Origin of the sequence: Cereibacter sphaeroides 2.4.1 (assembly GCF_000012905.2) — a bacterium.
GTDB lineage: Bacteria > Pseudomonadota > Alphaproteobacteria > Rhodobacterales > Rhodobacteraceae > Cereibacter_A > Cereibacter_A sphaeroides.
The window spans coordinates 872,044-892,408 of record NC_007493.2 but is presented as its reverse complement, the minus strand read 5'-3'; the positions used below and the strand labels follow the sequence as shown (position 1 = coordinate 892,408).

General features: G+C 71.1%; 21 protein-coding genes and 1 other RNA gene. 14 read left to right on the top strand and 8 right to left on the bottom strand.

The window, feature by feature from the left end:
* The first annotated feature begins 5 nt into the window (after positions 1 to 5).
* On the top strand, positions 6 to 1,220 hold the full coding sequence (locus RSP_RS04405) for a phenylacetate--CoA ligase family protein (protein ID WP_017140134.1): 1,215 nt from the start codon (positions 6 to 8) through the stop codon (positions 1,218 to 1,220).
* Between the two features lie 78 nt (positions 1,221 to 1,298).
* Here the strand turns inward: RSP_RS04405 and rnpB are convergent.
* The 6 genes from rnpB to RSP_RS04375 all read right to left on the bottom strand — a co-directional run bounded on the left by rnpB (position 1,299) and on the right by RSP_RS04375 (position 5,666).
* Positions 1,299 to 1,696: RNase P RNA component class A (gene rnpB, locus RSP_RS04400), an RNA gene on the bottom strand.
* 11 nt (positions 1,697 to 1,707) lie between these two features.
* Positions 1,708 to 2,379, bottom strand: a complete 672-nt coding sequence (locus tag RSP_RS04395; RefSeq protein ID WP_011337369.1) for an N-acetylmuramoyl-L-alanine amidase — start codon at positions 2,377 to 2,379, stop codon at positions 1,708 to 1,710.
* Between the two features lie 3 nt (positions 2,380 to 2,382).
* Positions 2,383 to 3,183 carry a hypothetical protein gene (locus RSP_RS04390; protein ID WP_009566974.1) on the bottom strand — a complete coding sequence of 267 codons (801 nt, stop codon included), beginning with the start codon at positions 3,181 to 3,183 and terminating at the stop codon, positions 2,383 to 2,385.
* A gap of 35 nt (positions 3,184 to 3,218) precedes the next feature.
* Complete coding sequence (gatA, locus tag RSP_RS04385; protein ID WP_011337367.1) at positions 3,219 to 4,694, bottom strand: Asp-tRNA(Asn)/Glu-tRNA(Gln) amidotransferase subunit GatA; 1,476 nt, start codon at positions 4,692 to 4,694, stop codon at positions 3,219 to 3,221.
* On the bottom strand, positions 4,691 to 4,978 hold the full coding sequence (gatC, locus tag RSP_RS04380) for an Asp-tRNA(Asn)/Glu-tRNA(Gln) amidotransferase subunit GatC (protein ID WP_002719430.1): 288 nt from the start codon (positions 4,976 to 4,978) through the stop codon (positions 4,691 to 4,693). The genes gatA and gatC overlap by 4 nt, the downstream gene beginning before the upstream one ends.
* A 31-nt stretch (positions 4,979 to 5,009) precedes the next feature.
* Positions 5,010 to 5,666: a ceramidase domain-containing protein gene (locus RSP_RS04375; protein ID WP_017140133.1), complete on the bottom strand. Its 657-nt coding sequence runs from the start codon at positions 5,664 to 5,666 to the stop codon at positions 5,010 to 5,012.
* Positions 5,667 to 5,728: 62 nt separating this feature from the next.
* On the opposite strand from RSP_RS04375, the gene RSP_RS04370 reads away from it, so the two are divergent.
* A complete protein-coding gene (locus tag RSP_RS04370) occupies positions 5,729 to 6,421 on the top strand; it encodes a metal-dependent hydrolase (RefSeq protein WP_011337365.1) in 693 nt (230 codons plus the stop codon).
* Positions 6,422 to 6,431: 10 nt separating this feature from the next.
* Here the strand turns inward: RSP_RS04370 and RSP_RS04365 are convergent, their stop codons facing one another.
* A complete protein-coding gene (locus RSP_RS04365) occupies positions 6,432 to 6,884 on the bottom strand; it encodes a nucleoside deaminase (RefSeq protein ID WP_011337364.1) in 453 nt (150 codons plus the stop codon).
* Positions 6,885 to 7,217: 333 nt separating this feature from the next.
* Between RSP_RS04365 and RSP_RS04355 the strand changes: the two genes are divergently transcribed.
* From RSP_RS04355 to dtd, 12 genes are all read left to right on the top strand, one after another.
* The gene (locus tag RSP_RS04355) at positions 7,218 to 8,744 is read left to right on the top strand and encodes a pseudouridine synthase (RefSeq protein ID WP_011337363.1); all 1,527 of its coding nucleotides are present in this window, start codon (positions 7,218 to 7,220) and stop codon (positions 8,742 to 8,744) included.
* A gap of 184 nt (positions 8,745 to 8,928) precedes the next feature.
* The gene (locus RSP_RS04350; protein ID WP_011337362.1) at positions 8,929 to 9,807 is read left to right on the top strand and encodes a 5-bromo-4-chloroindolyl phosphate hydrolysis family protein; all 879 of its coding nucleotides are present in this window, start codon (positions 8,929 to 8,931) and stop codon (positions 9,805 to 9,807) included.
* A gap of 148 nt (positions 9,808 to 9,955) precedes the next feature.
* On the top strand, positions 9,956 to 11,146 hold the full coding sequence (locus tag RSP_RS04345) for a toxic anion resistance protein (protein WP_011337361.1): 1,191 nt from the start codon (positions 9,956 to 9,958) through the stop codon (positions 11,144 to 11,146).
* A gap of 12 nt (positions 11,147 to 11,158) precedes the next feature.
* A complete protein-coding gene (locus RSP_RS04340; protein WP_011337360.1) occupies positions 11,159 to 12,124 on the top strand; it encodes a DUF2927 domain-containing protein in 966 nt (321 codons plus the stop codon).
* Between the two features lie 15 nt (positions 12,125 to 12,139).
* Entirely contained in the window at positions 12,140 to 12,778 is a 639-nt protein-coding gene (locus RSP_RS04335; RefSeq protein WP_011337359.1) for a DUF6338 family protein, read from the top strand.
* A complete protein-coding gene (locus RSP_RS04330) occupies positions 12,768 to 12,956 on the top strand; it encodes a hypothetical protein (protein WP_002719421.1) in 189 nt (62 codons plus the stop codon). The genes RSP_RS04335 and RSP_RS04330 overlap by 11 nt, the downstream gene beginning before the upstream one ends.
* A 2-nt stretch (positions 12,957 to 12,958) precedes the next feature.
* A complete protein-coding gene (locus RSP_RS04325) occupies positions 12,959 to 14,068 on the top strand; it encodes an SPFH domain-containing protein (protein WP_011337358.1) in 1,110 nt (369 codons plus the stop codon).
* A 1-nt stretch (position 14,069) separates the two neighbouring features.
* Entirely contained in the window at positions 14,070 to 15,167 is a 1,098-nt protein-coding gene (locus RSP_RS04320; protein ID WP_011337357.1) for a hypothetical protein, read from the top strand.
* 4 nt (positions 15,168 to 15,171) lie between these two features.
* Positions 15,172 to 15,609: a YqaA family protein gene (locus RSP_RS04315; protein WP_011337356.1), complete on the top strand. Its 438-nt coding sequence runs from the start codon at positions 15,172 to 15,174 to the stop codon at positions 15,607 to 15,609.
* A gap of 66 nt (positions 15,610 to 15,675) precedes the next feature.
* Positions 15,676 to 16,635 carry a phosphoribosylaminoimidazolesuccinocarboxamide synthase gene (locus RSP_RS04310; RefSeq protein WP_011337355.1) on the top strand — a complete coding sequence of 320 codons (960 nt, stop codon included), beginning with the start codon at positions 15,676 to 15,678 and terminating at the stop codon, positions 16,633 to 16,635.
* A 13-nt stretch (positions 16,636 to 16,648) separates the two neighbouring features.
* Complete coding sequence (locus tag RSP_RS04305) at positions 16,649 to 17,569, top strand: carbohydrate kinase family protein (protein WP_011337354.1); 921 nt, start codon at positions 16,649 to 16,651, stop codon at positions 17,567 to 17,569.
* Positions 17,569 to 18,006: a D-aminoacyl-tRNA deacylase gene (gene dtd, locus RSP_RS04300; protein ID WP_011337353.1), complete on the top strand. Its 438-nt coding sequence runs from the start codon at positions 17,569 to 17,571 to the stop codon at positions 18,004 to 18,006. The genes RSP_RS04305 and dtd overlap by 1 nt, the downstream gene beginning before the upstream one ends.
* A gap of 372 nt (positions 18,007 to 18,378) precedes the next feature.
* Here the strand turns inward: dtd and RSP_RS04295 are convergent, their stop codons facing one another.
* Positions 18,379 to 20,268, bottom strand: a complete 1,890-nt coding sequence (locus tag RSP_RS04295) for an acyl-CoA synthetase (protein WP_011337352.1) — start codon at positions 20,266 to 20,268, stop codon at positions 18,379 to 18,381.
* Between the last annotated feature and the right edge of the window lie 97 nt (positions 20,269 to 20,365).

Genomic DNA, 20,365 nt, shown 5'->3' with positions numbered 1-20,365 from the left:
GACGGATGACCCATTACGACGATCTCGAGACCCGCTCCGCCGACGCGCGCGCGGCGGACCTTGCCCGGAGCCTGCCGCGGCTCATCGCCCATGCGAAGACGACGCCCGCACTGGGCCGGAGCCTCGCAGGCGTGGATCCCGCGTCCATCACCACGATCGAGGCGCTGGCCTCTCTGCCGGTGATCCGCAAGGCCGACCTCGTCGCCGCGCAGAAGACGCATCCCCCGCTCGGCGGCTTCCTCCCCGAGGGCGGCGCCTTCGAGCATATCTTCCAGTCGCCGGGGCCGATCTACGAGATCGGCCGCACGACGCCCGACTGGTGGCGGATGGGCCGCTTCCTCCATGCCTGCGGCGTGGGCCCGGCCGACATCGTGCAGAACTGCTTCGGCTACCACTTGACGCCTGCCGGCATGATCTTCGAATCCGGCGCCCGCGCCGTGGGCGCCCGCGTCCTGCCCGCGGGCACCGGCCAGACCGACCTGCAGGTCCGCGCCGCGGCGGATGTGGGCAGCACCGCCTATGCCGGCACGCCCGATTATCTCAAGGTGATCCTCGACCGCGCCGAGGAGATGGGCGAGCGGCTGGGCATCGTCCGCGCCGCGGTGGGCGGCGGCGCCCTCTTTCCCTCGCTGCGCAAGGACTATGCCGATCGCGGCATCCTCTGCCTGCAATGCTATGCCACGGCCGATCTCGGCAACATCGCCTACGAGAGCGAGGCGATGGAGGGGATGATCCTCGACGAAGGCGTGCTGGTCGAGATCGTGCGCCCCGGCACCGGCGATCCGGTGCCCGAAGGCGAGGTGGGCGAGGTGGTGGTCACCACGCTCAACCGCGACTATCCCCTCGTCCGCTTCGCCACGGGCGACCTCTCCGCCCTGATGCCGGGCCAGAGCCCCTGCGGCCGCACCAACCGGCGCATCCGCGGCTGGATGGGGCGCGCCGACCAGACCACCAAGATCAAGGGCATGTTCGTGCGCCCCGAACAGGTGGCCGATCTCGTCGCCCGCCACTCCGAGGTCAGCCGCGCCCGAGTCATCGCCACCCGCGAGGGCGAGATGGATGCGATGACGGTCCAGATCGAAAGCCGCGCCACCAATCCGGCCGTCTACGAGGCCTCGGTGCTGGCCGCGCTGAAGCTGCGTGGCCGGATCGAGATCGTGACGCCCGGCACCCTGCCCAACGACGGCAAGGTGATCGAGGACCGGCGCACCTACGGCTGAGGCGCCCGTCTTTCACGCTGGCCCAAATATCCCGCGGGGGTCCGGGGGCGCGAAGCCCCCGGCCTCGGCCGGGATCAGTTGTGCGGGCAGCCTGTAAGCCGGATTCTGTTCCGGGGTTGCCCCCTTCGATGACCATTCCTCTGGCCCCGCCGTTGCCGACGGGATCGAGCTGCCAACCCGGGTTCCTCGGGCTGAGACGTCCCTGCGGCGATATCCCCGGAAGGATCAGGCCCGCGCGGAACCCCTATTCGGCATTGCTCCGGGTGGGGCTTGCCATGCCGGTCCTGTTGCCAGTCCCGCGGTGGGCTCTTACCCCACCGTTTCACCCTTGCCCCGGGCCCGAAGGCCGGTGGGGCGGTCTGTTCTCTGTGGCGCTTTCCCTCGGGTTGCCCCGGCCGGGCGTTACCCGGCACCCTTGTCCCATGGAGTCCGGACTTTCCTCGCGCCCGAAGGCTCGCGGTCATCCGGCCACCCGCACGGCGGTGGCTTACGCTTGGGACGTCTCTCCGTCAACCGGATAGCGCGCCGCAAGATCGGCCATCACCCCCGCGTCCTCGCCCGTGAGCGGCCCCCGCGCCCAGGGCCGGAACCGCAGGCGGACCGCCGCGAGCAGAAGCTCCGCCTCCACGGCGGGATAGCCGAAGGCGCGGGCCGAAGCGGCAAAGGTCTCCGCCTCCGCAGGCGGACAGCCGTCCGAGGGCCAGACCGAGAGCCCGCCGCGGGCCAGACGGCGCCAGTCGAAGCGCGGTCCCGGATCGCATTTCCGCTCCGGCGCCATGTCGGAATGGCCGATCACCCGCGCGGGCGGGATCCGCCACCGTGCGAGGATCCCCGCCAGCAGCCGCTCCAGCGCCGCCATCTGCGGCTCGGAAAAGGGCCTGTCGCCGGGATTGGCGAGCTCGATCCCGATCGAGCGCGAGTTGACATCCGTCACGCCTCCCCAGGACCCCGCCCCCGCGTGCCAGGCGCGCAGCTCCTCCGGCACCAGGGCCAGCGGCTCACCCCGCTCCGGGACCAGCCAGTGGGCGGAGACTTCCGCCGCCGGATCGCAGAGCCGGACGCGGGCGGCCTCGGCGCTGGCCATGGCCGTGTAATGGATCACCACGAGATCGGGCCGCGCACCCTCGCGCCGCGGCCCGCAATTGGGCGAGAGGCTCACGCCTCAGCGGACAGCGCGGAACGGCCGGGGGTCCCAGCCGCAGGCGAAGCCGTCGCCGTCCGGATCGAGGCCCTTGCGGTCGCGCTCGGGGCCGCCCGAGGCGAGGAAGGCCTGCTGCGCCAGATCGGGCGAGGCGAATTTCGCGCAGGCCGCGCCCGGATCCGTCAGGCGCAGCGAGGAGCGCTTGTACATCTGCGTTCCCGGCGCATGATTGGTCGAGAGCGCGAACTGGACGATGTTCGGTCCGTCGGACTGGGTGCGCTGCGGCACCGGCTGGGGCGCGATCACCGTGTAGTTGGCGCGGTTCTGCGCCATGAGCTGCGCATCGTCCTCCCGGCTCCGGCGCTCGGACACCGCGCTGAAGTCGTTCTCGTCCGAAATGCCGGTATGGCTGCCCACGCCCGCCATCTCGCCCGATTCCTCGCGAATCCCCACCGGTGCGTTGCCGCGCGGCCGGTTGGCGGGCAGGCCCGCCTCGCCGGTCGTGTAGCTCGTCGTGCCGCCGATCAGCGCGCCCGGAGCCGCCTGACCCGGAACGGTGGACCCTTGCCCGCCGTAGCCCGCACCGCCGTCGGCCGCGTCGATCGCCGAGCCGATGGCTTCGGTCGAGAAGCCGGGCTGCGCGGCCGCACCCGCCGGCCCGTCGGGCAGCGGCATGGTCGTGGAGCGGCCCTGCCCCATCAGCTCCGCTTCCCGGCGGTGCAGGTAGCTCGAATAATCCTCGAAGCCCGCGCCCGATTGCGGCGGCGCAGGCTGGCAGGCCGCGGTGGCGACGGCGAGAAGAAGTGCCGCGGAAGCGCGCATGGTATCGGTCCTGTGTCGCATGGATCCGAGGGGCCTTACCACCATTTCCGGGGTTTTTCCACAAAGCCCGCCGCCCGTTCGAGCACATGGGCGTGATTGAGGAGCCCCGCCTCGTCCCACGGACGGCCGATGAGCTGAAGCCCGAGCGGCAGTCCCTTGGCGTCGAGACCCACCGGCACCGAGATGCCCGGCAGCCCCGCGAGGTTCACCGTCACGGTGAAGACGTCGTTGAGATACATGGCCACCGGATCGGCATCGGCCATCTCGCCTAGCCCGAAGGCCGAGGAGGGCGTGGCGGGCGTCAGGATCGCATCGACCCCGGCCGCGAAGGCCTCGTCGAAGTCGCGCTTGATCAGCGCCCGCACCTTGCGCGCCCGGTTGTAATAGGCGTCGTAGAAGCCCGCCGAGAGCACATAGGTGCCGATCATCACCCGGCGCTGGACCTCCTTGCCGAAGCCTTCGGCGCGGGTCTTCTCGTACATGTCGACGATGCCGTCGCCCTGCCCGAGCCGCGCGCGGTGGCCGTAGCGCACCCCGTCGTAGCGGGCGAGGTTCGACGAGGCCTCGGCCGGCGCGATGACGTAATAGGCAGGGAGCGCATATTTCGTGTGGGGCAGCGAGATGTCGACGATCTCGGCGCCCGCATCGGCCAGCATCTCGCGGCCCCGAGCCCAGAGCGCCTCGATCTCGGCGGGCATGCCCTCCATGCGATATTCGCGCGGGATGCCGATCTTCCTGCCACGGATGTCGCCCGTCAGCGCCGCCTCGAAATCCGGCACCGGAATGTCGGCGCTGGTCGAATCCTTCGGATCGTGCCCGGCCATGGCGCCGAGCAGGATCGCCGCATCGCGCACGCTCTTGGTCATCGGCCCCGCCTGATCCAGCGACGAGGCGAAGGCCACGATCCCCCAGCGCGAGACGCGCCCGTAGGTGGGCTTGATCCCCACGATGCCGGTGAAGGCGGCCGGCTGCCGGATCGAGCCGCCGGTGTCGGTGCCCGTGGCTGCGAGGCAGAGATCCGCCGCCACCGCCGCGGCCGAGCCGCCCGACGAGCCGCCGGGCGTCAGCCTGCGGTCGTCCACCTTCCAGGGGTTGACCGCGTCGCCGTAGCAGGAGGTCTCGTTCGACGAGCCCATGGCGAACTCGTCCATGTTGAGCTTGCCGAGCATCACCGCCCCCGCCTCGAACAGCTTCGAGGTGACGGTCGATTCATATTCCGGCTTGAAGCCCTTGAGGATGTTCGAGGCCGCCTGCGAGGCCACGCCCCTGGTGCAGAAGAGATCCTTGATCCCGAGCGGGATGCCGTTCAGCGCGCCCGCCCCGGCGCCCCGGCGCGCATCCGCCGCCCGCGCCTGATCGAGCGCGATCTCGGGCGTCGCATGGACGAAGGCATTGAGCGGCGTGCCCGCATCGATGGCCGTGAGGCAGGCCATGGTCAGGTCCACCGCCGAGAGCTCGCCCTTGGCCAGCGCGTCGCGGGCGTCGGCGATCGTCAGTTCGTTCGCGTTCATTCCACCACCTTCGGCACGGCGAAGAAGCCCTCGCGGGCGTCGGGCGCGTTCGACAGCACCTTGTCCTGCATGTCGCCGTCGGTCACCACGTCCTGCCGCCGCTTCAGCCGCATGGGCGTGACCGAGGTCATGGGCTCGATACCCTCGACATCCACCTCGTTCAGCTGCTCCATGAAGGTGAGGATGCCCGAAAGCTCGCCGGCCAAGGCCGGCAGGTCCGCCTCGTCCACGCGGATCCGCGCGAGATGCGCCACCCGCCGCGCGGTCTCGATGTCGATCGACATGTCCTTCGCTCCGCTTGCCGTTTGGGTCCGTTTAGCGAGGCCGCCCTGCGGCTGCAAGCCGGTGCCGCCGCCAGACCTCGATCATCCAGCCGAGGAGGAGCGCATTCAGGAGATGCCACAGGAAATGCGTGCCGATCGGAAAGGCCGGGCAGAGCGGCCCGTCGAGCGTGCGGAAGGCGAGCGAGAGAAGGAGAAGCGCCCCGCCCCCGGCAAGCCCCCGCGCCGTGGGGGGCGCCCGCGGCGCAAGCCAGGCGGCCACGCCCAGGATGAGGACCGGCACCGGCGCATAGCCTGCCGAGGAGCCGAGCCCGGGCAGGCGCGCGAAAAGCGGCACGGTGAGCGCGGCGTAAGGCAGGAAGGCCGCCGTGGCGAGCAGCGCCGCTCCGCGGCCCATCCCCAGCAGGTCGCGCGCCGCGGCATGGAGATAGAGAAGGATGAAGACGAGGATCGGCAGCACGTCGAGAAGCCCGGTCAGCCGGTTCGCCGCCGTGTGAAAGAGCCCCGAGCCGAGCCCGATGGCCGCAAGCGAGAGGCAGAGCGCCCGGCCGCGGGCCAAGCCCCGCACCCGCGGCCAGAGCAGGGCGGCCGCGATCAGGAAGGCCGCGTTCGTCGCGGCATTCAGCGGCTCGGCCCAGAGCCCTGTCCCTCCGCGCTCGCAATAGCCGTCGACCGCGGCGAACCACTCCATTTCCCTCGCCCTCCCCTGCCCTAGATTGCAGCCGAACCGAATCCGCTACGGGAGATATCCCCATGAAGATCACCTGGCTCGGCCATTCCGGCTTCCGCATCGCCATCGAGCAGGCCGTGCTGCTTGTCGACCCCTGGCTCACCGGCAACCCGCTCTTCCCCGCCGACCGGCGCGAGGAGGCGCTGGCGGGCGCCACCCATATCCTCATCACCCACGGGCATGGCGACCATACCGGCGACACTGTGGCCATCGCGAAGGAGCGGGGCCTTCCGGTGGTCGGCATCTACGATCTCGTGACCTGGCTGCAGGAGAAGGAGGGGATCGACGGGATCGGCTTCAACAAGGGCGGCACGGTGACGCTGGGCGGGGCCCGGGTCACCATGGTGCAGGCCACCCATTCCTCCTCCATGTCGGGCGAGGCGGGCCCGATCTATACCGGCACCGAATCGGGCTACATGATCGCGGGCGAGGGCCATGTGATCTACCTGTCGGGCGATACCGACATCATGGCCGATATGGGCTGGATGGGCGAATATCACCGCCCCGACGTGGGCATCCTCTCCGCGGGCGGTCATTTCACCATGGACATGAAGCGGGCGGCCTTCGCAGCGCGCAAATATTTCGACTTCCGCACCGTGATCCCCTGCCATTACCGCACCTTCCCGCTGCTCGAACAGTCGGCCGAGGCGCTGAAGGAGGGCCTGCCCGGCGTCGAGGTGATCGAGCCGCAGGTGCTCGTCCCGATCGACATCTGAGCGCCCCGGCTCAGCCCGGCCGCCGCGCGGAGAAGAAGCCGCGCAGGAGCGCCGCCGCCTCGGCCTCGCCGATCCCGTCATAGACCTCGGGCACATGGTGGCACTGCGGGTGCGCGAAGACCCGCGCCCCCTGCGCCACCCCGCCCGACTTGGGATCGGCCGCGCCGTAATAGAGCCGGGCGATCCGCGCGGCCGAGATGGCCGCCGCGCACATCGGACAGGGCTCGAGCGTCACATAGAGATCGCAGCCGGTCAGCCGCTCGCCCAGTGTCGCGCAGGCCGCCCGGATCGCCAGCATCTCGGCATGGGCCGTGGGATCGGACAGTTCGCGGCAGCGGTTCCCCGCCCGCGCGACAACCTGCCCGCCCGGCGCCACGACGACGGCGCCGACCGGCACCTCGCCCCGCGCGCCCGCCGCGCGGGCCTCGGCAAGCGCCGCCTGCATGTGACTGCGAAACTCCATGCCCCCTCATGCCGCGCCCCCCGCGCCCGCGCAAGCGGCGCCCGTTGCGGGTCATATCGGCAGCCCACTCATCGGCCGCCGCGCACCCGCTTGCGGTGCCGGTCCCGGCCGCCCCTTTCGGGAACTGCCGCCTTCTCTCGCCCCGCAGGCTCCGAACCTCCCTTTCACCTCCCAGCTCACATGCACACGCCGCCTCAGGACGCGGGGGCTGCCGCGAGGTTGGTCCCCTCCCCGCCTTGCCCTTTCACTCTGGTCCAAATATCCTCCGGGGGTCCGGGGGTGGAAAACCCCCGGGGGTTCCGCCAGCGGAACAGCCTCAATCCGGGACCCCTCATGACCGACAGCAAAGACGGCGAGCGCATCGCCAAGGTTCTCTCTCGTGCGGGCATCGCCTCGCGCCGCGACGCCGAGCGGATGATCGAGCTTGGCCGCATCGCGGTGAACGGGCGCACCATCGACAGCCCGGCGCTGAATGTGGGCCCGAAGGACCGCATCACCGTCGACGGCCAGCCCTTGGCCCCGCCCGAGCCCGCCCGCCTGTGGCTCTATTACAAGCCCGAAGGGCTCGTCACCTCGGCCTCGGACGAGAAGGGCCGCGAGACGGTCTTCGACCACCTGCCCGAGGGGATGCCCCGCGTCATGTCGGTGGGACGGCTCGATCTCAATTCCGAGGGTCTCCTCCTCCTGACCAATGACGGCGAGTTGAAGCGCCGGCTCGAGCTGCCCTCCACCGGCTGGCTGCGCAAGTACCGCGTGCGGGTGAAGGGCAACCCGACCGACGCCGACCTCGAGCCGCTGCGCAAGGGGATAACGGTCGAGGGCGAGAGCTTCCAGCCGATGACCGTCTCGCTGGACCGGGTGCAGGGCGCCAACGCCTGGCTCACGGTGGGCCTCCGCGAGGGCAAGAACCGCGAGATCCGCCGCGCCATGTCCGCCCTGGGCCTCACCGTGAACCGGCTGATCCGCGTGAGCTACGGTCCCTTCCGGCTGAACGAGCTCGAGCCCGGCATGGTCGAGGAGGTGCGCCCCAAGATCCTGCGCGACCAGCTCGGCCTCGATCCGCATGCCGACGGCGAGGCACGCCCGGCCAGGGGACGAAAACCCGAGGGCGCCGCGCGTCCGGCAAGATCCGAAGGCGCCGCACGTCCCGCACGAGCGGAAGGTGGTGCACGCCCTGCACGAGCCGAAGGCGCCGCACGCTCCGAAAGAACCGCGCGTCCGCCGCGCGGCGCCGCGGCGGAGGGACCCGCCCGCGCGGGTCGGGGGGCGGGGTCCGAGGGCGCCGCAGGCCCGGCCAAGGGACGCTCGCCCCACGGGGCGGCGCGCAGGGCAGGGGCACCGAAGGACAGCGCGCGCTCGGCGGGCAAAGGCGCGGCCGAGGCTGCGCGCCCGGCGCGGGGCGCCGGAGCGGGCCCGGCGCGCACCTCCCGCCCGGGCAGCGCCGAGGGCACGGCACGCACCCGGCCGGCGGACGGCAAACCCGCCGCTGCAGGACGGTCCGGCAAGACCGAGGCGGCCGACGCGCCGCGTGCGTTCCGTAGCCGCAGCGCCGAGGCGCCCGCCAAGGGTCCGCGCGGTCCGGCCAAGGCCGCGGGTCCGGCCCGCAGCCGGCGAGAAGCCCTGCCCGACACGCCGATCGACGCCCGTGCGCCGCGGGGTCGCGCCGCGGCGGGTCCGAAGGCCAAGGGCGGCGGCGCGGCCAAGGTCGCCCCCACTCCGCGCGCCAAGGGACCGGGCGAGACCGCCGGCGGACGGGGCCCCCGGACGGGCACGCCGTCTGCCCAGGGGGACCGGAAACCGCAGCCCACAGGCCCCCGCCCGCCCTCGCGCGGACCGAAAGGCCGGCCCGGCGGGCGCTGACCCCGGCACCCCCGGGCCGCGGGTCTCCGCGCCTTTTCTGGCGAGCCGGTCCCGGGCATCCTATATTGGCCGGGACCAAGGACCGGAAAGGGGATGGCGATGAACTCGAAGGGCCTGCGCACGCTGGCTTTCCTGCTGCTCGTGGGGCTCACCCTCTACGTCGCGGCGCAGGGAGGCGCCTGAGATGGCCGAACGCTACGGCGGCCGCTTCAGCCCCGCCAATGCCCGGCGCGAGGGCCCTCCGGGGCCGCCGGTCAGCCGCTGGGACCGCAAGCGCCGGAGCCGCGCGGGCGGACGCTCGAACATCCTGTTCTTCCTGCCGTTCCTCTTCCTGTGGGATGCCTTCCTCGGCCCCGCGCAGGATTTCGTTCCCGCCTTTGCAGCCTTCGCCGCGCTCTTTCTCGCCGCCTGGCTGACCCGGCAGGGCATCCTCGCCGAGGAAGCCTACGATGCCCGCCCCGTGGCCAAGCGCCCGGCGATCCCGCGCAAGATATTCGCCTCGGTCCTGACCGGCGCCGGGCTCCTGGCGGGCGGGCTTGCGGGCGATGCGGGCCTGCTGGTGGCGGCGGCCTGGGGCGGGATCGGCGGCCTTCTGCATCTGGCGGCCTTCGGGCCCGATCCGCTGACCGACAAGATCCCGGACGGCGTCGACGGCTTCCAGAGCGACCGGGTGAGCCGCGCCGTGGCGGAGGCCGAGAGCCACCTGACGGCGATGCGTGAGGCGGTGGCGCGCCTCCGCGATCCAAGCCTCGACCGACGGCTCGAGACCTTCGCCACCACGGCGCGCGGGCTCTTCCGCAGCGTCGAGGCCGATCCCGGCGATCTCACGGCCGCGCGCCGCTATCTCGGCGTCTATCTGATGGGCGCGCGCGACGCGACGCTGAAGTTCGCCGACCTCTACGGCCGCGAGCGCGATCCGCAGGTGCGCGCGGATTACGAGCGGCTGCTCGAGGATCTGGGCACCAGCTTCGCCGACCGCACCCGGCGGCTTCTGCAGAACGACCGGGCCGGGCTCGACCTCGAGATCGAGGTGCTGCGCGACCGTCTGGGGCGCGAGACCTGACCCCCCTGCGGCAGGCTTGCATCGCCTGCCGCCCGATTGGCCGCGGCCGCGCGCTTCGATTGAGAAGAGGCCGGGGCCTGCTATACAGGAGGCTGACGCCGCATCGCGGCGCGGCCGGCAGCGATCTTCCAGAGAGCGAGGTTTTCAGATGACCGACAGCAGCCGCCGCGAGGCCGCCGAAGCCCTTCCCCGGCTTGCGGAAGTGACCGCCCCCGACCTGCCCGAGCCCGCTCCGGCCGTGACGCCTCTGGCCTCCGCCCCGCCCGAGAAGGCCCAAGAGATCCGCCGCCGCATGGCCGAGCTGAACGTGAGCGATTCGCAGTCGATCATCGGCTTCGGGTCCAAGGCGCAGGCCGAACTGCAGACGATCAGCCAGCAGATGCTGGCCGACGTGAAGAACAAGGACGTGGGGCCTGCCGGCGATTCGCTGCGCGAGGTGGTCTCGACCATCCGCGGCTTCTCGGTCTCCGAGTTCGACGTGCGCCGCAAGGCCAGCTGGTGGGAGCGGCTTCTGGGCCGCACCGCCCCCTTCGCCCGCTTCGTCGCCCGCTACGAGGATGTGCAGCAGCAGATCGACCGGATCACCCAGTCGCTCCTGACCCACGAGCACCGGCTGCTGAAGGACATCAAGGGGCTCGACATCCTCTATGCCCGCACGCTCGACTTCTACGACGAGCTCGCGCTCTACATCGCCGCGGGCGACGAGGTGCTGGCCGATCTCGACGGACGGGTGATCCCGGCCAAGGAGGCCGAGGTGGCGGCGACGCCGGAGGGCGACCGGATGATCAAGGCACAGGAGCTGCGCGACCTGCGCGCCGCCCGCGACGATCTCGAGCGCCGGGTGCATGACCTCAAGCTCACCCGTCAGGTCACGATGCAGTCGCTGCCCTCGATCCGCCTCGTGCAGGAGAACGACAAGGCGCTGGTCACGCGGATCAACTCGACCCTCGTCAACACGGTCCCGCTCTGGGAGACGCAGCTGGCGCAGGCCGTGACCATCCAGCGGTCGCGCGAGGCGGCCGAGGCCGTGCGCGGCGCCTCGGACCTGACGAACGAGCTGCTGACGGCGAATGCCGAAAATCTCCAGCAGGCCAACAAGATCGTCCGCAAGGAGATGGAGCGCGGCGTCTTCGACATCGAGGCGGTGAAGAAGGCCAATGCGACGCTGATCGCCACGATCAACGAAAGCCTCGCCATCGCCGACGAGGGCCGCGCCCGCCGTGCCACGGCAGAGACCGAGCTTCAGCGGATGGAGGCCGAGCTGCGCGACACGCTCGCCTCCGCCCGCGCCCGCCGCACCGGGACCGGCGACACTGCCGGAACATCCGTCCGACCCTGAGGAAAGGCCATCATGCACCGGGGCGTCCGCCTCTCGACCCTTCTCCACGGCGGCCTCTCGCTGGCCGCCTGCGCGATCCTGTCGGCCTGCACGCCGCCCGCCCCGCGCGAGCCCGCGCACGGACTCGGTCCGCGCGCGCGGCCGGCGGATCTTCAGGGTCCGGTGAAGGAGAGCCCCGAGTCGCAGGCAATACGGGCCTATTTCGCCAAGGTGCAGACCGACCTTCTGGCGCAGGGCCTTTTGCGGACCGACGGCGGCGGGCGCGACACGCCCTATACCGACCGGATGCTGGCCGAGAACTTCATCCGCATCGCGCTCTATGACGAATACGAGCGGCAGGGCGGCGGCTTCGCCCAGCGCGAGGTCGAAAGCCGGCTGCGCCGCTGGGAAGCGCCGGTGCGCGTGGGCCTGCGCTTCGGCGCTTCGGTTCCCGAGGAGCGGCGGGCGACAGACCGGGCGCGCATCGCCTCGTATCTGGCGCGGCTGGCCAAGATCACCGGCCACCCGATCGCGCTGGCCGACAGCGGCATCAACTTCTGGCTTCAGGTCGTCTCCGAGGACGAGCGCCGCGCGCTCGGGCCCCAGGTGGCCGAGGCGCTGCCCACCCTCTCCGCCGCGGAGATCGCGGGGATCACGCAGCTTCCCACCACCACCTACTGCCTCGTCTATGCGCTCTCGGACGATGCGACGAGCGTCTACAACCGCGCCTTCGCGGTGATCCGCTCCGAACATCCCGACCTGCTGCGCCTCGCCTGCCTGCACGAGGAGATCGCGCAGGGGCTGGGGCTGGCCAACGACAGCCCGAACGCGCGGCCCTCGATCTTCAACGACGACGAGGAATTCGCGCTTCTGACCACCCAGGACGAGCTGATGCTGAAGATCCTCTACGACCGGCGCCTGAAGCCCGGCATGACGGTCGAGGAGGCCCGGCCCATCGTCCAGACGATCGCCTACGAGCTGCTCGGCGGCGAAAGCTGAAGGCGCGACCGGGCGATGAACAGCCTGATCACGCCCGACAATTTCGAGTTCTTCGCGCGCTACCTGCTGGCGGGACTGATCGTGATCTCGGTGCGCTCGCGCTTCGTGGTGGGCGAGCGGCCGAAGCTCACCGAGCAGCTGGTCGAGGCGGTGGCGCTCTCGCTCATCAACCAGCTCGCCTTCCTGTTCCTCGCAAGCCTCTGGTCGCTCGTGCCCGCGGCGCCCGTCCTGCCCGCGCGCGGCGTCTTCTTCCTCGAGGTGCTGGTGCTGCCCGCAACCCTCGGCGCGCTCTTCGGCTGGAACCTCTCGCTCGGCTGGAACCGCTCGCTCCTGCGAAGGCTTTCCATGCCGGTGCAGAACCCGGCGCGGCGCGCCTACGATTTCGCCTTCGGCAAGCACAGGGGACCGAGCTTCGTGATCGTGACCTTCACCGACGGAACGGTCGTCCATGGCCTCTTCGGCGAGGAGTCGCTGGCGGCGAGCGATGGAAACCGTGGCGACATCTATCTCGAACGCCTATATCATGTCGCAGACGACGGGCAGTGGGCCGAGGTGGTGCCGCCGCGCGCGATGCTGCTGTCGCTGGAAGGGATGCGCTCCATCGAGTTTCTCGAACTGGAGGGCGAGCGGGAGAGGACCGACGATGCCGGATGACAGACGGACCCTGCTGATCGACGGCTACCAGCCGAGCCGCGCCCGGCCCGACCGGGGCTGGTTCGCGCGCGCGCCGCGGAAGCCCGCCGAAGGCGCCGCGCCGAAGCCGCCGAAGGCGGTCTCGGCCATCGTCGTTCCTGCGCGGGGCGACTGGTCCACGGCGGCTCCCAAGAAATAGCCATGGCTCTGTTCGATTTCCTCGGCGGCGAATTCATCGACGTCATCCACTGGGTCGATGACACCCGCGACACGATGGTCTGGCGCTTCGAGCGGCAGGGTCATGCGATCAAATACGGCGCCAAGCTGACGGTGCGCGAGGGGCAGGCCGCGGTCTTCATCCACGAGGGCCAGCTGGCGGATGTCTTCACCCCCGGTCTCTACATGCTCGAGACCAACAACCTGCCGATCCTGACCACGCTCCAGCACTGGGACCACGGCTTCCGCTCGCCCTTCAAGTCCGAGGTCTACTTCGTCAATACCACCCGCTTCAACGACCAGAAGTGGGGGACGAAGAACCCGATCATCTGCCGGGATCCCGAATTCGGACCCGTGCGCCTGCGCGCCTTCGGCACCTATTCGATGCGCGTGACCGATCCCGGCCGCTTCATGACCGAGATCGTGGGCACCGACGGCGAATTCACCGCCGACGAGATCAGCTTCCAGATCCGCAACGTGATCGTGCAGGAGATGGGCCGCGCGCTTGCCGCCTCGTCGATCCCGGTGCTCGACATGGCGGCCAACACCGCCGATCTGGGCAAGCTCGTGGCCGAGGCCATCGCGCCCACCATCGCGGCCTACGGCCTCTCGATCCCCGAGCTCTACATCGAGAACATCTCGCTGCCGCAGGAGGTCGAGAAGGCGCTCGACAAGCGCACCTCGATGGGGATCGTGGGCGATCTGGGCAAGTTCACCCAATACAGCGCGGCCGAGGCCATGGCGGCGCCGAATTCGGCCGCCGGCGCCGCGGTGGCAAGCGGCATGGGCGCGGCCATGGGCTTCGGGATGGCGCAGCGCATGGGCCCGTGGGGCGCAGCGCCTGCGGCGGCCGAGCCCGCGGCTCCCCCACCCCCTCCGCCGCCCACCGAGCCGGTCTGGCATGTGGCGGCGAACGGCCAGTCCGAGGGACCCATCGCGCAGGCCGATCTGGCCCGGCGCGTGGCGGCGGGTCAGGTGACGCGCGCCACCCTCGTCTGGACCCCCGGACAGGAGGGCTGGGTTCCCGCGGGCGAGGTCGCGGCTCTGGCGCCGCTCTTCGCGCGGATCCCGCCGCCGTTGCCGCCGGGCGCCTGAGGTGCAGGACGTCCGGCACTGGCCCTGCGAAAGCTGCGGGGCCGATCTCCGCTTTGCGCCGGGGCAGACCCGGCTCGTCTGCGACCATTGCGGACATGTGCAGGAGATCCCCGCGACCGCCCCCACCGACCGCCGCGGCATGGGCGAGCTCGACCTCCATGCCGCGCTGGCCGACAGGCTGCCCGCCTCGGCCTCGGAGCAGGTGCGCACGACCCCCTGCCCCTCCTGCGGCGCGCTGGTCGAGTTCGAGGGCGCGACCCACGCGACCCAGTGCCCCTTCTGCGCCACGCCCGTGGTGGCGGGCACCGGCGAGACCCGGCTGCTGAAGCCGCAGGCCGTCATCCCCTTTCGCCTGACCGAGCGCGAGGCGCGTCAGGCGATGACCGACTGGCTGGGCCGGCTCTGGTTCGCGCCGAACGGGCTCGTGCAATATGCCCGCAAGGGCCGTGCGCTCTCGGGCCTCTATGTCCCCTACTGGACCTTCGACGCCGCCACCCGCAGCCGCTACACCGGCCAGCGGGGCGACGCCTATTACACGACCCGCACCGTCACGGTCGAGGTGAACGGCCGCCCGCAGCGGCGCACCGAACGCGTGCGCCAGATCCGCTGGACCCCGGTCTCGGGCCGCGTCGCGCGCGAGTTCGACGATGTGCTGGTGCTCGCCTCGCAGAGCCTTCCGCGCCACTATACCGAGGCGCTCGAACCGTGGGACCTGTCGGCGCTCGAGCCCTACCGCGCCGACTGGCTCGCGGGCTTCACCGCCGAGGGCTACACGGTCGGGCTGCCGGAGGGCTGGTCCCGCGCGCAGGAGATCATGGCGCGCACGATCCGGGGCGACGTGGCGCGCGACATCGGCGGCGACGAGCAGCGGGTGGGCCAGGTCGAGACCGCCTACGACCGCGAGACCTTCAAGCATGTGCTGCTGCCGGTCTGGATGGCGGCCTACCGCTACGGCGGCAAGAGCTACCGCTTCGTGGTCAATGGCCAGACCGGCCGCGTGCAGGGCGAGCGGCCCTGGTCGGCCTGGAAGATCGCCTTCGCGGTCCTGCTCGGGCTGATCGCAGCCGGGATCGCGGCCTATATCTCGCAGGCGCGCTGATCCGGTGGACGGCCTCTCCGCGGTCCTCCTGCTCGCGCTCAGCGCCTTCGCCTCGGCGACCCTGCTGCCCGGCTCCTCCGAGGCGCTCCTGCTGACCCTTCTGGCCGCCGGAGAGCCCGCAGCGCCGCTCGTGGCGGTGGCCACGGCCGCCAATCTCGCGGGCTCGCTCGTCAACTGGGCGCTGGGGCGGTTCCTCATCCGCTTCCGCGACCGCCGCTGGTTTCCCGTCTCCGCGGCCGCCCTCGCCCGCGCCGAGCGGGGCTACCGCCGCTGGGGGCTCTGGTCGCTCCTCTTCGCCTGGGTGCCGGTGGTGGGCGATCCGCTGACGGTGGCCGCCGGCATGCTTAAGGTGGGCTTCTGGCCCTTCCTCCTCCTCGTGGGTCTCGGCAAGGCCGCGCGCTACGCGCTTCTCGCCGCGGGCTTCTCCGCCGTGGCGGGCTGAGGCCCCTTCCCCGTTGACAGACGGACCCGTGGGGCAGATAGAGCCCGCACCAGCAGCGGAGGCCCCATGCCCGACCTCTCCCGCGTCCTTCCCGAGGCGCATATCCCCGAGCTTCCCGATCCCTATTACGGCAAGGTCCGCGACTGCTACGACCTGCCCGACGGGCGGCGGCTCCTGATCTCGTCGGACCGGATCTCGGCCTTCGACCGCATCCTCGCGGCGATCCCGTTCAAGGGGCAGGTGCTGACCCAGACCGCGCGCTTCTGGTTCGACGCCACCTCCGACATCTGTCCGAACCATGTGCTCTCCTACCCCGACCCGAACGTGGTGCTGGCCAGGCGCGTGACGATCCTTCCGGTCGAAGTGGTGGTGCGCGGCTATCTCGCGGGCACCACCGGCACTTCGGTGCTCACGCTCTACAAGCAGGGCGTGCGCGAGATGTACGGCCACCGCCTGCCCGACGGGCTCCGCGACAACGAGGTGCTGCCCGCACCCCTCATCACCCCCACCTCGAAGGCCTTCGACGGCGGTCATGACGAGCCTCTGACCGAGGCCGAGATCGTGGCGCAGGGGCTTCTCACCCGCGCCCAGTGGGACGAGGTCTCGGCCAAGGCCCTCGCGCTCTTCGCACGCGGACAGGCGATGGCGGCCGAGCGCGGCCTGATCCTCGTCGACACGAAATACGAATTCGGCCTCGACGAGGAGGGCCGGATCCTCATCGCCGACGAGATCCACACGCCGGATTCGAGCCGCTACTGGATCGCCTCGGGCTATGAGGAGGCCTTCCGCACCGGCCAGCGCCCGCCGTCCTTCGACAAGGACGTGATCCGCGCCTGGGTCGCCGCGCGCTGCGACCCCTACCGCGATCCGATCCCCGAGATCCCCGACGAGATGATCCGCCGCACCTCCGAGGTCTATATCGAGGCCTTCGAGACGATCACCGGCCGGCCCTTCGAGCCCGATCTCTCGGGCGCCACGCCGCTCGAGCGGATCCGGGCGAACCTCGCGCCCCACTTCACCCGCTGACCGGGAGACGGCCATGATCCTCTGCTGTGGCGAGGCCCTGATCGACATGCTCCCCCGCGAGACGACGGCAGGAGAGGCGGCCTTCGCGCCCTATGCGGGCGGGGCCGTCTTCAACACGGCCATCGCGCTCGGGCGGCTCGGCGCGCCCGCGGGCTTCTTCTCGGGCCTCTCGACCGATCTCTTCGGGGTGCAGCTCGCCGAGACGCTGGCCGCAAGCCAGGTCGAGACCGATCTCTGCGCCCGCTCGGACCGGCCGACCACGCTCGCCTTCGTGCGGCTCACGAACGGGCAGGCGAGCTACGCCTTCTACGACGAGAACACCGCCGGCCGGCTTCTGGCCCCGGCCGACCTGCCCGCCCTGCCCGACCGGGTGAGCACGCTCTTCTTCGGCGGCATCTCGCTGGTGAACGAGCCTGCGGCCGCCACCTACGAGGCGCTGATGGCGCGCGAGGCGCCGCGCCGCGTGACCATGCTCGATCCGAACATCCGCCCGGGCTTCATCGCCGATGCGGCGGCCTACCGCGCCCGGATCGGCCGGATGATCGCGCTGGCCGACATCCTGAAGCTCTCGGACGAGGATCTGCACTGGCTCGAGGGGCCGGGACAGATCCTGTCCCTCGCCCGCGGCCTCCTGGCCCGCGGCCCGAAGCTCGTCCTCGTGACGGAGGGCGCGGTGGGCGCGCGCGCCGTCACCGCCACGGAAGACCGGTTCTGCGCCGCAACGCCGGTGCAGGTGGCCGACACGGTGGGCGCGGGCGACACGTTCAACGCAGGCGTTCTGGCCGCGCTGCACGAGGCGGGTGCGCTGTCCAGGTCGGCAGTGGCGTCCCTCTCCCCTGAAACCCTCGCCGCGGCCCTCGCGCTCGGCACGCGGGCCGCGGCGGTCACCGTTTCGCGGCCGGGCGCCAACCCGCCCTGGGTGGACGAGCTCTGATGCGCGCCCTGATTCAGCGGGTAAGCGAGGCCTCCGTCACCGTCGAGGGCGAGCTTCTGGGCGAGATCGGCCCGGGCCTCCTGATCCTCGTCTGCGCCATGCAGGGCGACGGCGAGGCCCAGGCCAGCGCGCTGGCGGCCCGTATCGCCAAGCTGCGGATCTTCAGGGACGAGGCCGGCAAGATGAACCGCTCGGTCCGCGACACGGGCGGCGCCGCGCTGGTGGTGAGCCAGTTCACGCTCGCGGCCGACACCAGCCGCGGCAACCGTCCCGGCTTCTCGGCGGCCGCCCCTCCCGCCGACGGCGAGCGCCTCTACCGCCATTTCGCCGCCGAGATCGCGGCCTGTGGCATCCCCACCGCCACCGGTCGCTTCGGCGCCGACATGAAGGTGCGCCTCCTGAACGACGGCCCCGTCACGATCTGGATGGAGACCTGACGACCGGGCGGGTCCGGTCACCGCCCCCCCGACGACGCGCCGTCTCCGCTCGATGGCGCCCGTCCGGCCGGCCCCACCCCCGATCCGCTCCGCGCCGCGACGCCCCCGGCACCGCTCTTCCCCGTCAGCGGACCGCCCGCACCCCGGGACCCCTGACGTCCGGGCGTTCCGGCCGCCACGGCCGACAGGCTCCGGGCCCCAGCCGCCGGCCAGCCGCACCCCCGCATCCGCCCGCCCCGAGCCCGGCAATCAGACGGCCCCGGCGGGGCTGCCCCACCCGCCATTCACTCTGCCCAAATATCCTCGGGGGTGCGGGGGCAGACAGCCCCCGCGCGCCGGCGGCCCCCGGTGCCTCCCGCCGAGGGCACGCGCTCAGGCCCACTCCCACGGCCTTGTATATTCCCCGAGCACATGGGCCAGCCGCTCCTCATCCACCTCGCCCGCCCGTTCCAGCCGCGCCACGAGGCCGCGCTTGCGATCCTCGACAACCTCGGCCACACGGACGGGGAGCCCGGCAGAGGCCAGCGCCGCATCGTAGACCCGCGCGATGGCGAGGCGGCGCAGGTCGGGCTTGAACACCTTGCCCACCGCCGTCTTGGGCAGTTCGGGCAGGATCTCGATATGTTTCGGCACGGCCGCCCGTTCGTGGATATGGGCCCGGGCATGATCGAAGAGCGCCGCCGTCTCGACCTCGGCCCCTTGCACCAGCTCCACATAGGCGCAGGGCAGCTCGCCCGCGAAGGCGTCGGGCTGGCCGATGGCGCCGACGAAACTCACCGCCGGATGGCTCATCAGCGCCGCCTCGATCCCGGCCGGGTCGATATTGTGCCCGCCCCGGATGATGAGGTCCTTGGCGCGACCGGTGATGAAGAGATAGCCCTCGGCATCGAGGCGCCCGAGATCGCCCGTGCGCAGGAACCGGTCCTCGGCGAAAAGCCCGTGGTTCTTGTCGAGCTCCGTGTAGGTCGAACCCTCGTAGACTCCCGGATTGGCCACGCAGATCTCGCCCACCTCGTCCACGCCGCATTCCTTCAGCACATGACCGCTGCCGTTGGAATGGAGGATGCGGACATGGGTGTGCGGGAACGGCAGCCCGACCGAGCCGATCTTCTTCGCCCCCTCCGGCGGATTGACCGAGACGAGACAGGTGCATTCGGTCAGCCCGTAGCCCTCGACAATCTGCACGCCCGTGGCCTTCTCGAACCGGTTGAAAAGCTCGACCGGCAGCGGCGCAGAGCCCGAGAAGGCCCCGCGGAGCGAGCTCACGTCGGCATCGATGGGGCGCTGCATCAGCGCGGCGAGCGCCGTGGGCACCGTCACCAGATAGGTGCAGCGCCAGCGCTCAATCAGCTTCCACAGATTGTCGAAGACCCCCTCGCCTCGGTAGCCCGCGGGCGTCGGAAAGACCACATGCGCCCCGCTCGCGATCATCGACATCAGAATCGGATAGGCCGCGAAGACATGGAACAGCGGCAGCGGACACATCACGGTGTCGGTCGGCTGGAACAGCAGACGCTGCCCGCACCAGCCGTTGTAGATCATGCCCGATACCTTGTGCTGGGCCACCTTCGGCATGCCGGTGGTGCCGCCGGTGTGGAAATAGGCCGCCACCCGGTCGATCTCGGGATCGGGGAAGGCCAGCGTCGCGGGCTGTCGGTCAAGCTCCGCGTTGAACGAAAGCACCCGGGCGTGATGCGCGGGCTTCAGCTTCGGCCGGATCAGCGGCACGATCAGGCTCTTCGGCGGCCCGAGGTAGCGCAAGAGATCGACCTCGAGCACCGTGCGCACCTCGGGCGCATGGCGCACCGCCTCGGCCACCTTCTGGGCGACGTCGGTCTTCGGAAAGGCGCGCAAGGTCACCACGACCCGCGCCTTCGTCTCGCGCAGGATGGCCGCGATCTGGTCGGCCTCGAGCAGCGGATTGATAGGATTGACGATCCCCGCCACCGCGCCGCCGAGAAGCGTCACCGCCGTCTCGGTGCAGTTCGGCAGCACAAAGGCCACCACGTCGCGCTCGCCCACGCCGAGGCTGCGGAAAAGGTTGGCGGCCTGCGTCACGCGGCGGTGCAGCTGGCTCCAGCTCAGCGTCTCGGCCCGGCTCTTCGGCGCGGACAGGAGCTGGAAGCTCACCGCCGGCCGGTCGCCATGTTCGGCCGCGGCCCGGCCCAGAAACCGGTGCATGGTGCGCGGCGTCCCGAGATCCGCCCACGCCCCTTCAGCCCCGATCGCCCTGAGATCGGCGGCGCAGGCGAAACTCCCCATATCTTCCTCCTCCCGGCTCCCGTTCCCCGGAAACCCCTTTATTGGTCGGAACGATGGGGTCTTTTGTCGCGCACGGCAAGGCACCCGCCCGCGACAA

Coding starts and splice junctions, on each gene's coding strand:
- gatC (WP_002719430.1), bottom strand. CDS start 4,978: ATGTCGATCGACATCGAGACCGCGCGGCGGGTGGCGCATCTCGCGCGG.
- RSP_RS04325 (WP_011337358.1), top strand. CDS start 12,959: ATGGCTCTGTTCGATTTCCTCGGCGGCGAATTCATCGACGTCATCCAC.
- RSP_RS04355 (WP_011337363.1), top strand. CDS start 7,218: ATGACCGACAGCAAAGACGGCGAGCGCATCGCCAAGGTTCTCTCTCGT.
- RSP_RS04370 (WP_011337365.1), top strand. CDS start 5,729: ATGAAGATCACCTGGCTCGGCCATTCCGGCTTCCGCATCGCCATCGAG.
- RSP_RS04330 (WP_002719421.1), top strand. CDS start 12,768: ATGCCGGATGACAGACGGACCCTGCTGATCGACGGCTACCAGCCGAGC.
- RSP_RS04305 (WP_011337354.1), top strand. CDS start 16,649: ATGATCCTCTGCTGTGGCGAGGCCCTGATCGACATGCTCCCCCGCGAG.
- RSP_RS04365 (WP_011337364.1), bottom strand. CDS start 6,884: ATGGAGTTTCGCAGTCACATGCAGGCGGCGCTTGCCGAGGCCCGCGCG.
- gatA (WP_011337367.1), bottom strand. CDS start 4,694: ATGAACGCGAACGAACTGACGATCGCCGACGCCCGCGACGCGCTGGCC.
- RSP_RS04345 (WP_011337361.1), top strand. CDS start 9,956: ATGACCGACAGCAGCCGCCGCGAGGCCGCCGAAGCCCTTCCCCGGCTT.
- RSP_RS04390 (WP_009566974.1), bottom strand. CDS start 3,183: ATGCGCGCTTCCGCGGCACTTCTTCTCGCCGTCGCCACCGCGGCCTGC.
- RSP_RS04295 (WP_011337352.1), bottom strand. CDS start 20,268: ATGGGGAGTTTCGCCTGCGCCGCCGATCTCAGGGCGATCGGGGCTGAA.
- RSP_RS04350 (WP_011337362.1), top strand. CDS start 8,929: ATGGCCGAACGCTACGGCGGCCGCTTCAGCCCCGCCAATGCCCGGCGC.
- RSP_RS04405 (WP_017140134.1), top strand. CDS start 6: ATGACCCATTACGACGATCTCGAGACCCGCTCCGCCGACGCGCGCGCG.
- RSP_RS04375 (WP_017140133.1), bottom strand. CDS start 5,666: ATGGAGTGGTTCGCCGCGGTCGACGGCTATTGCGAGCGCGGAGGGACA.
- RSP_RS04310 (WP_011337355.1), top strand. CDS start 15,676: ATGCCCGACCTCTCCCGCGTCCTTCCCGAGGCGCATATCCCCGAGCTT.
- RSP_RS04340 (WP_011337360.1), top strand. CDS start 11,159: ATGCACCGGGGCGTCCGCCTCTCGACCCTTCTCCACGGCGGCCTCTCG.
- RSP_RS04335 (WP_011337359.1), top strand. CDS start 12,140: ATGAACAGCCTGATCACGCCCGACAATTTCGAGTTCTTCGCGCGCTAC.
- dtd (WP_011337353.1), top strand. CDS start 17,569: ATGCGCGCCCTGATTCAGCGGGTAAGCGAGGCCTCCGTCACCGTCGAG.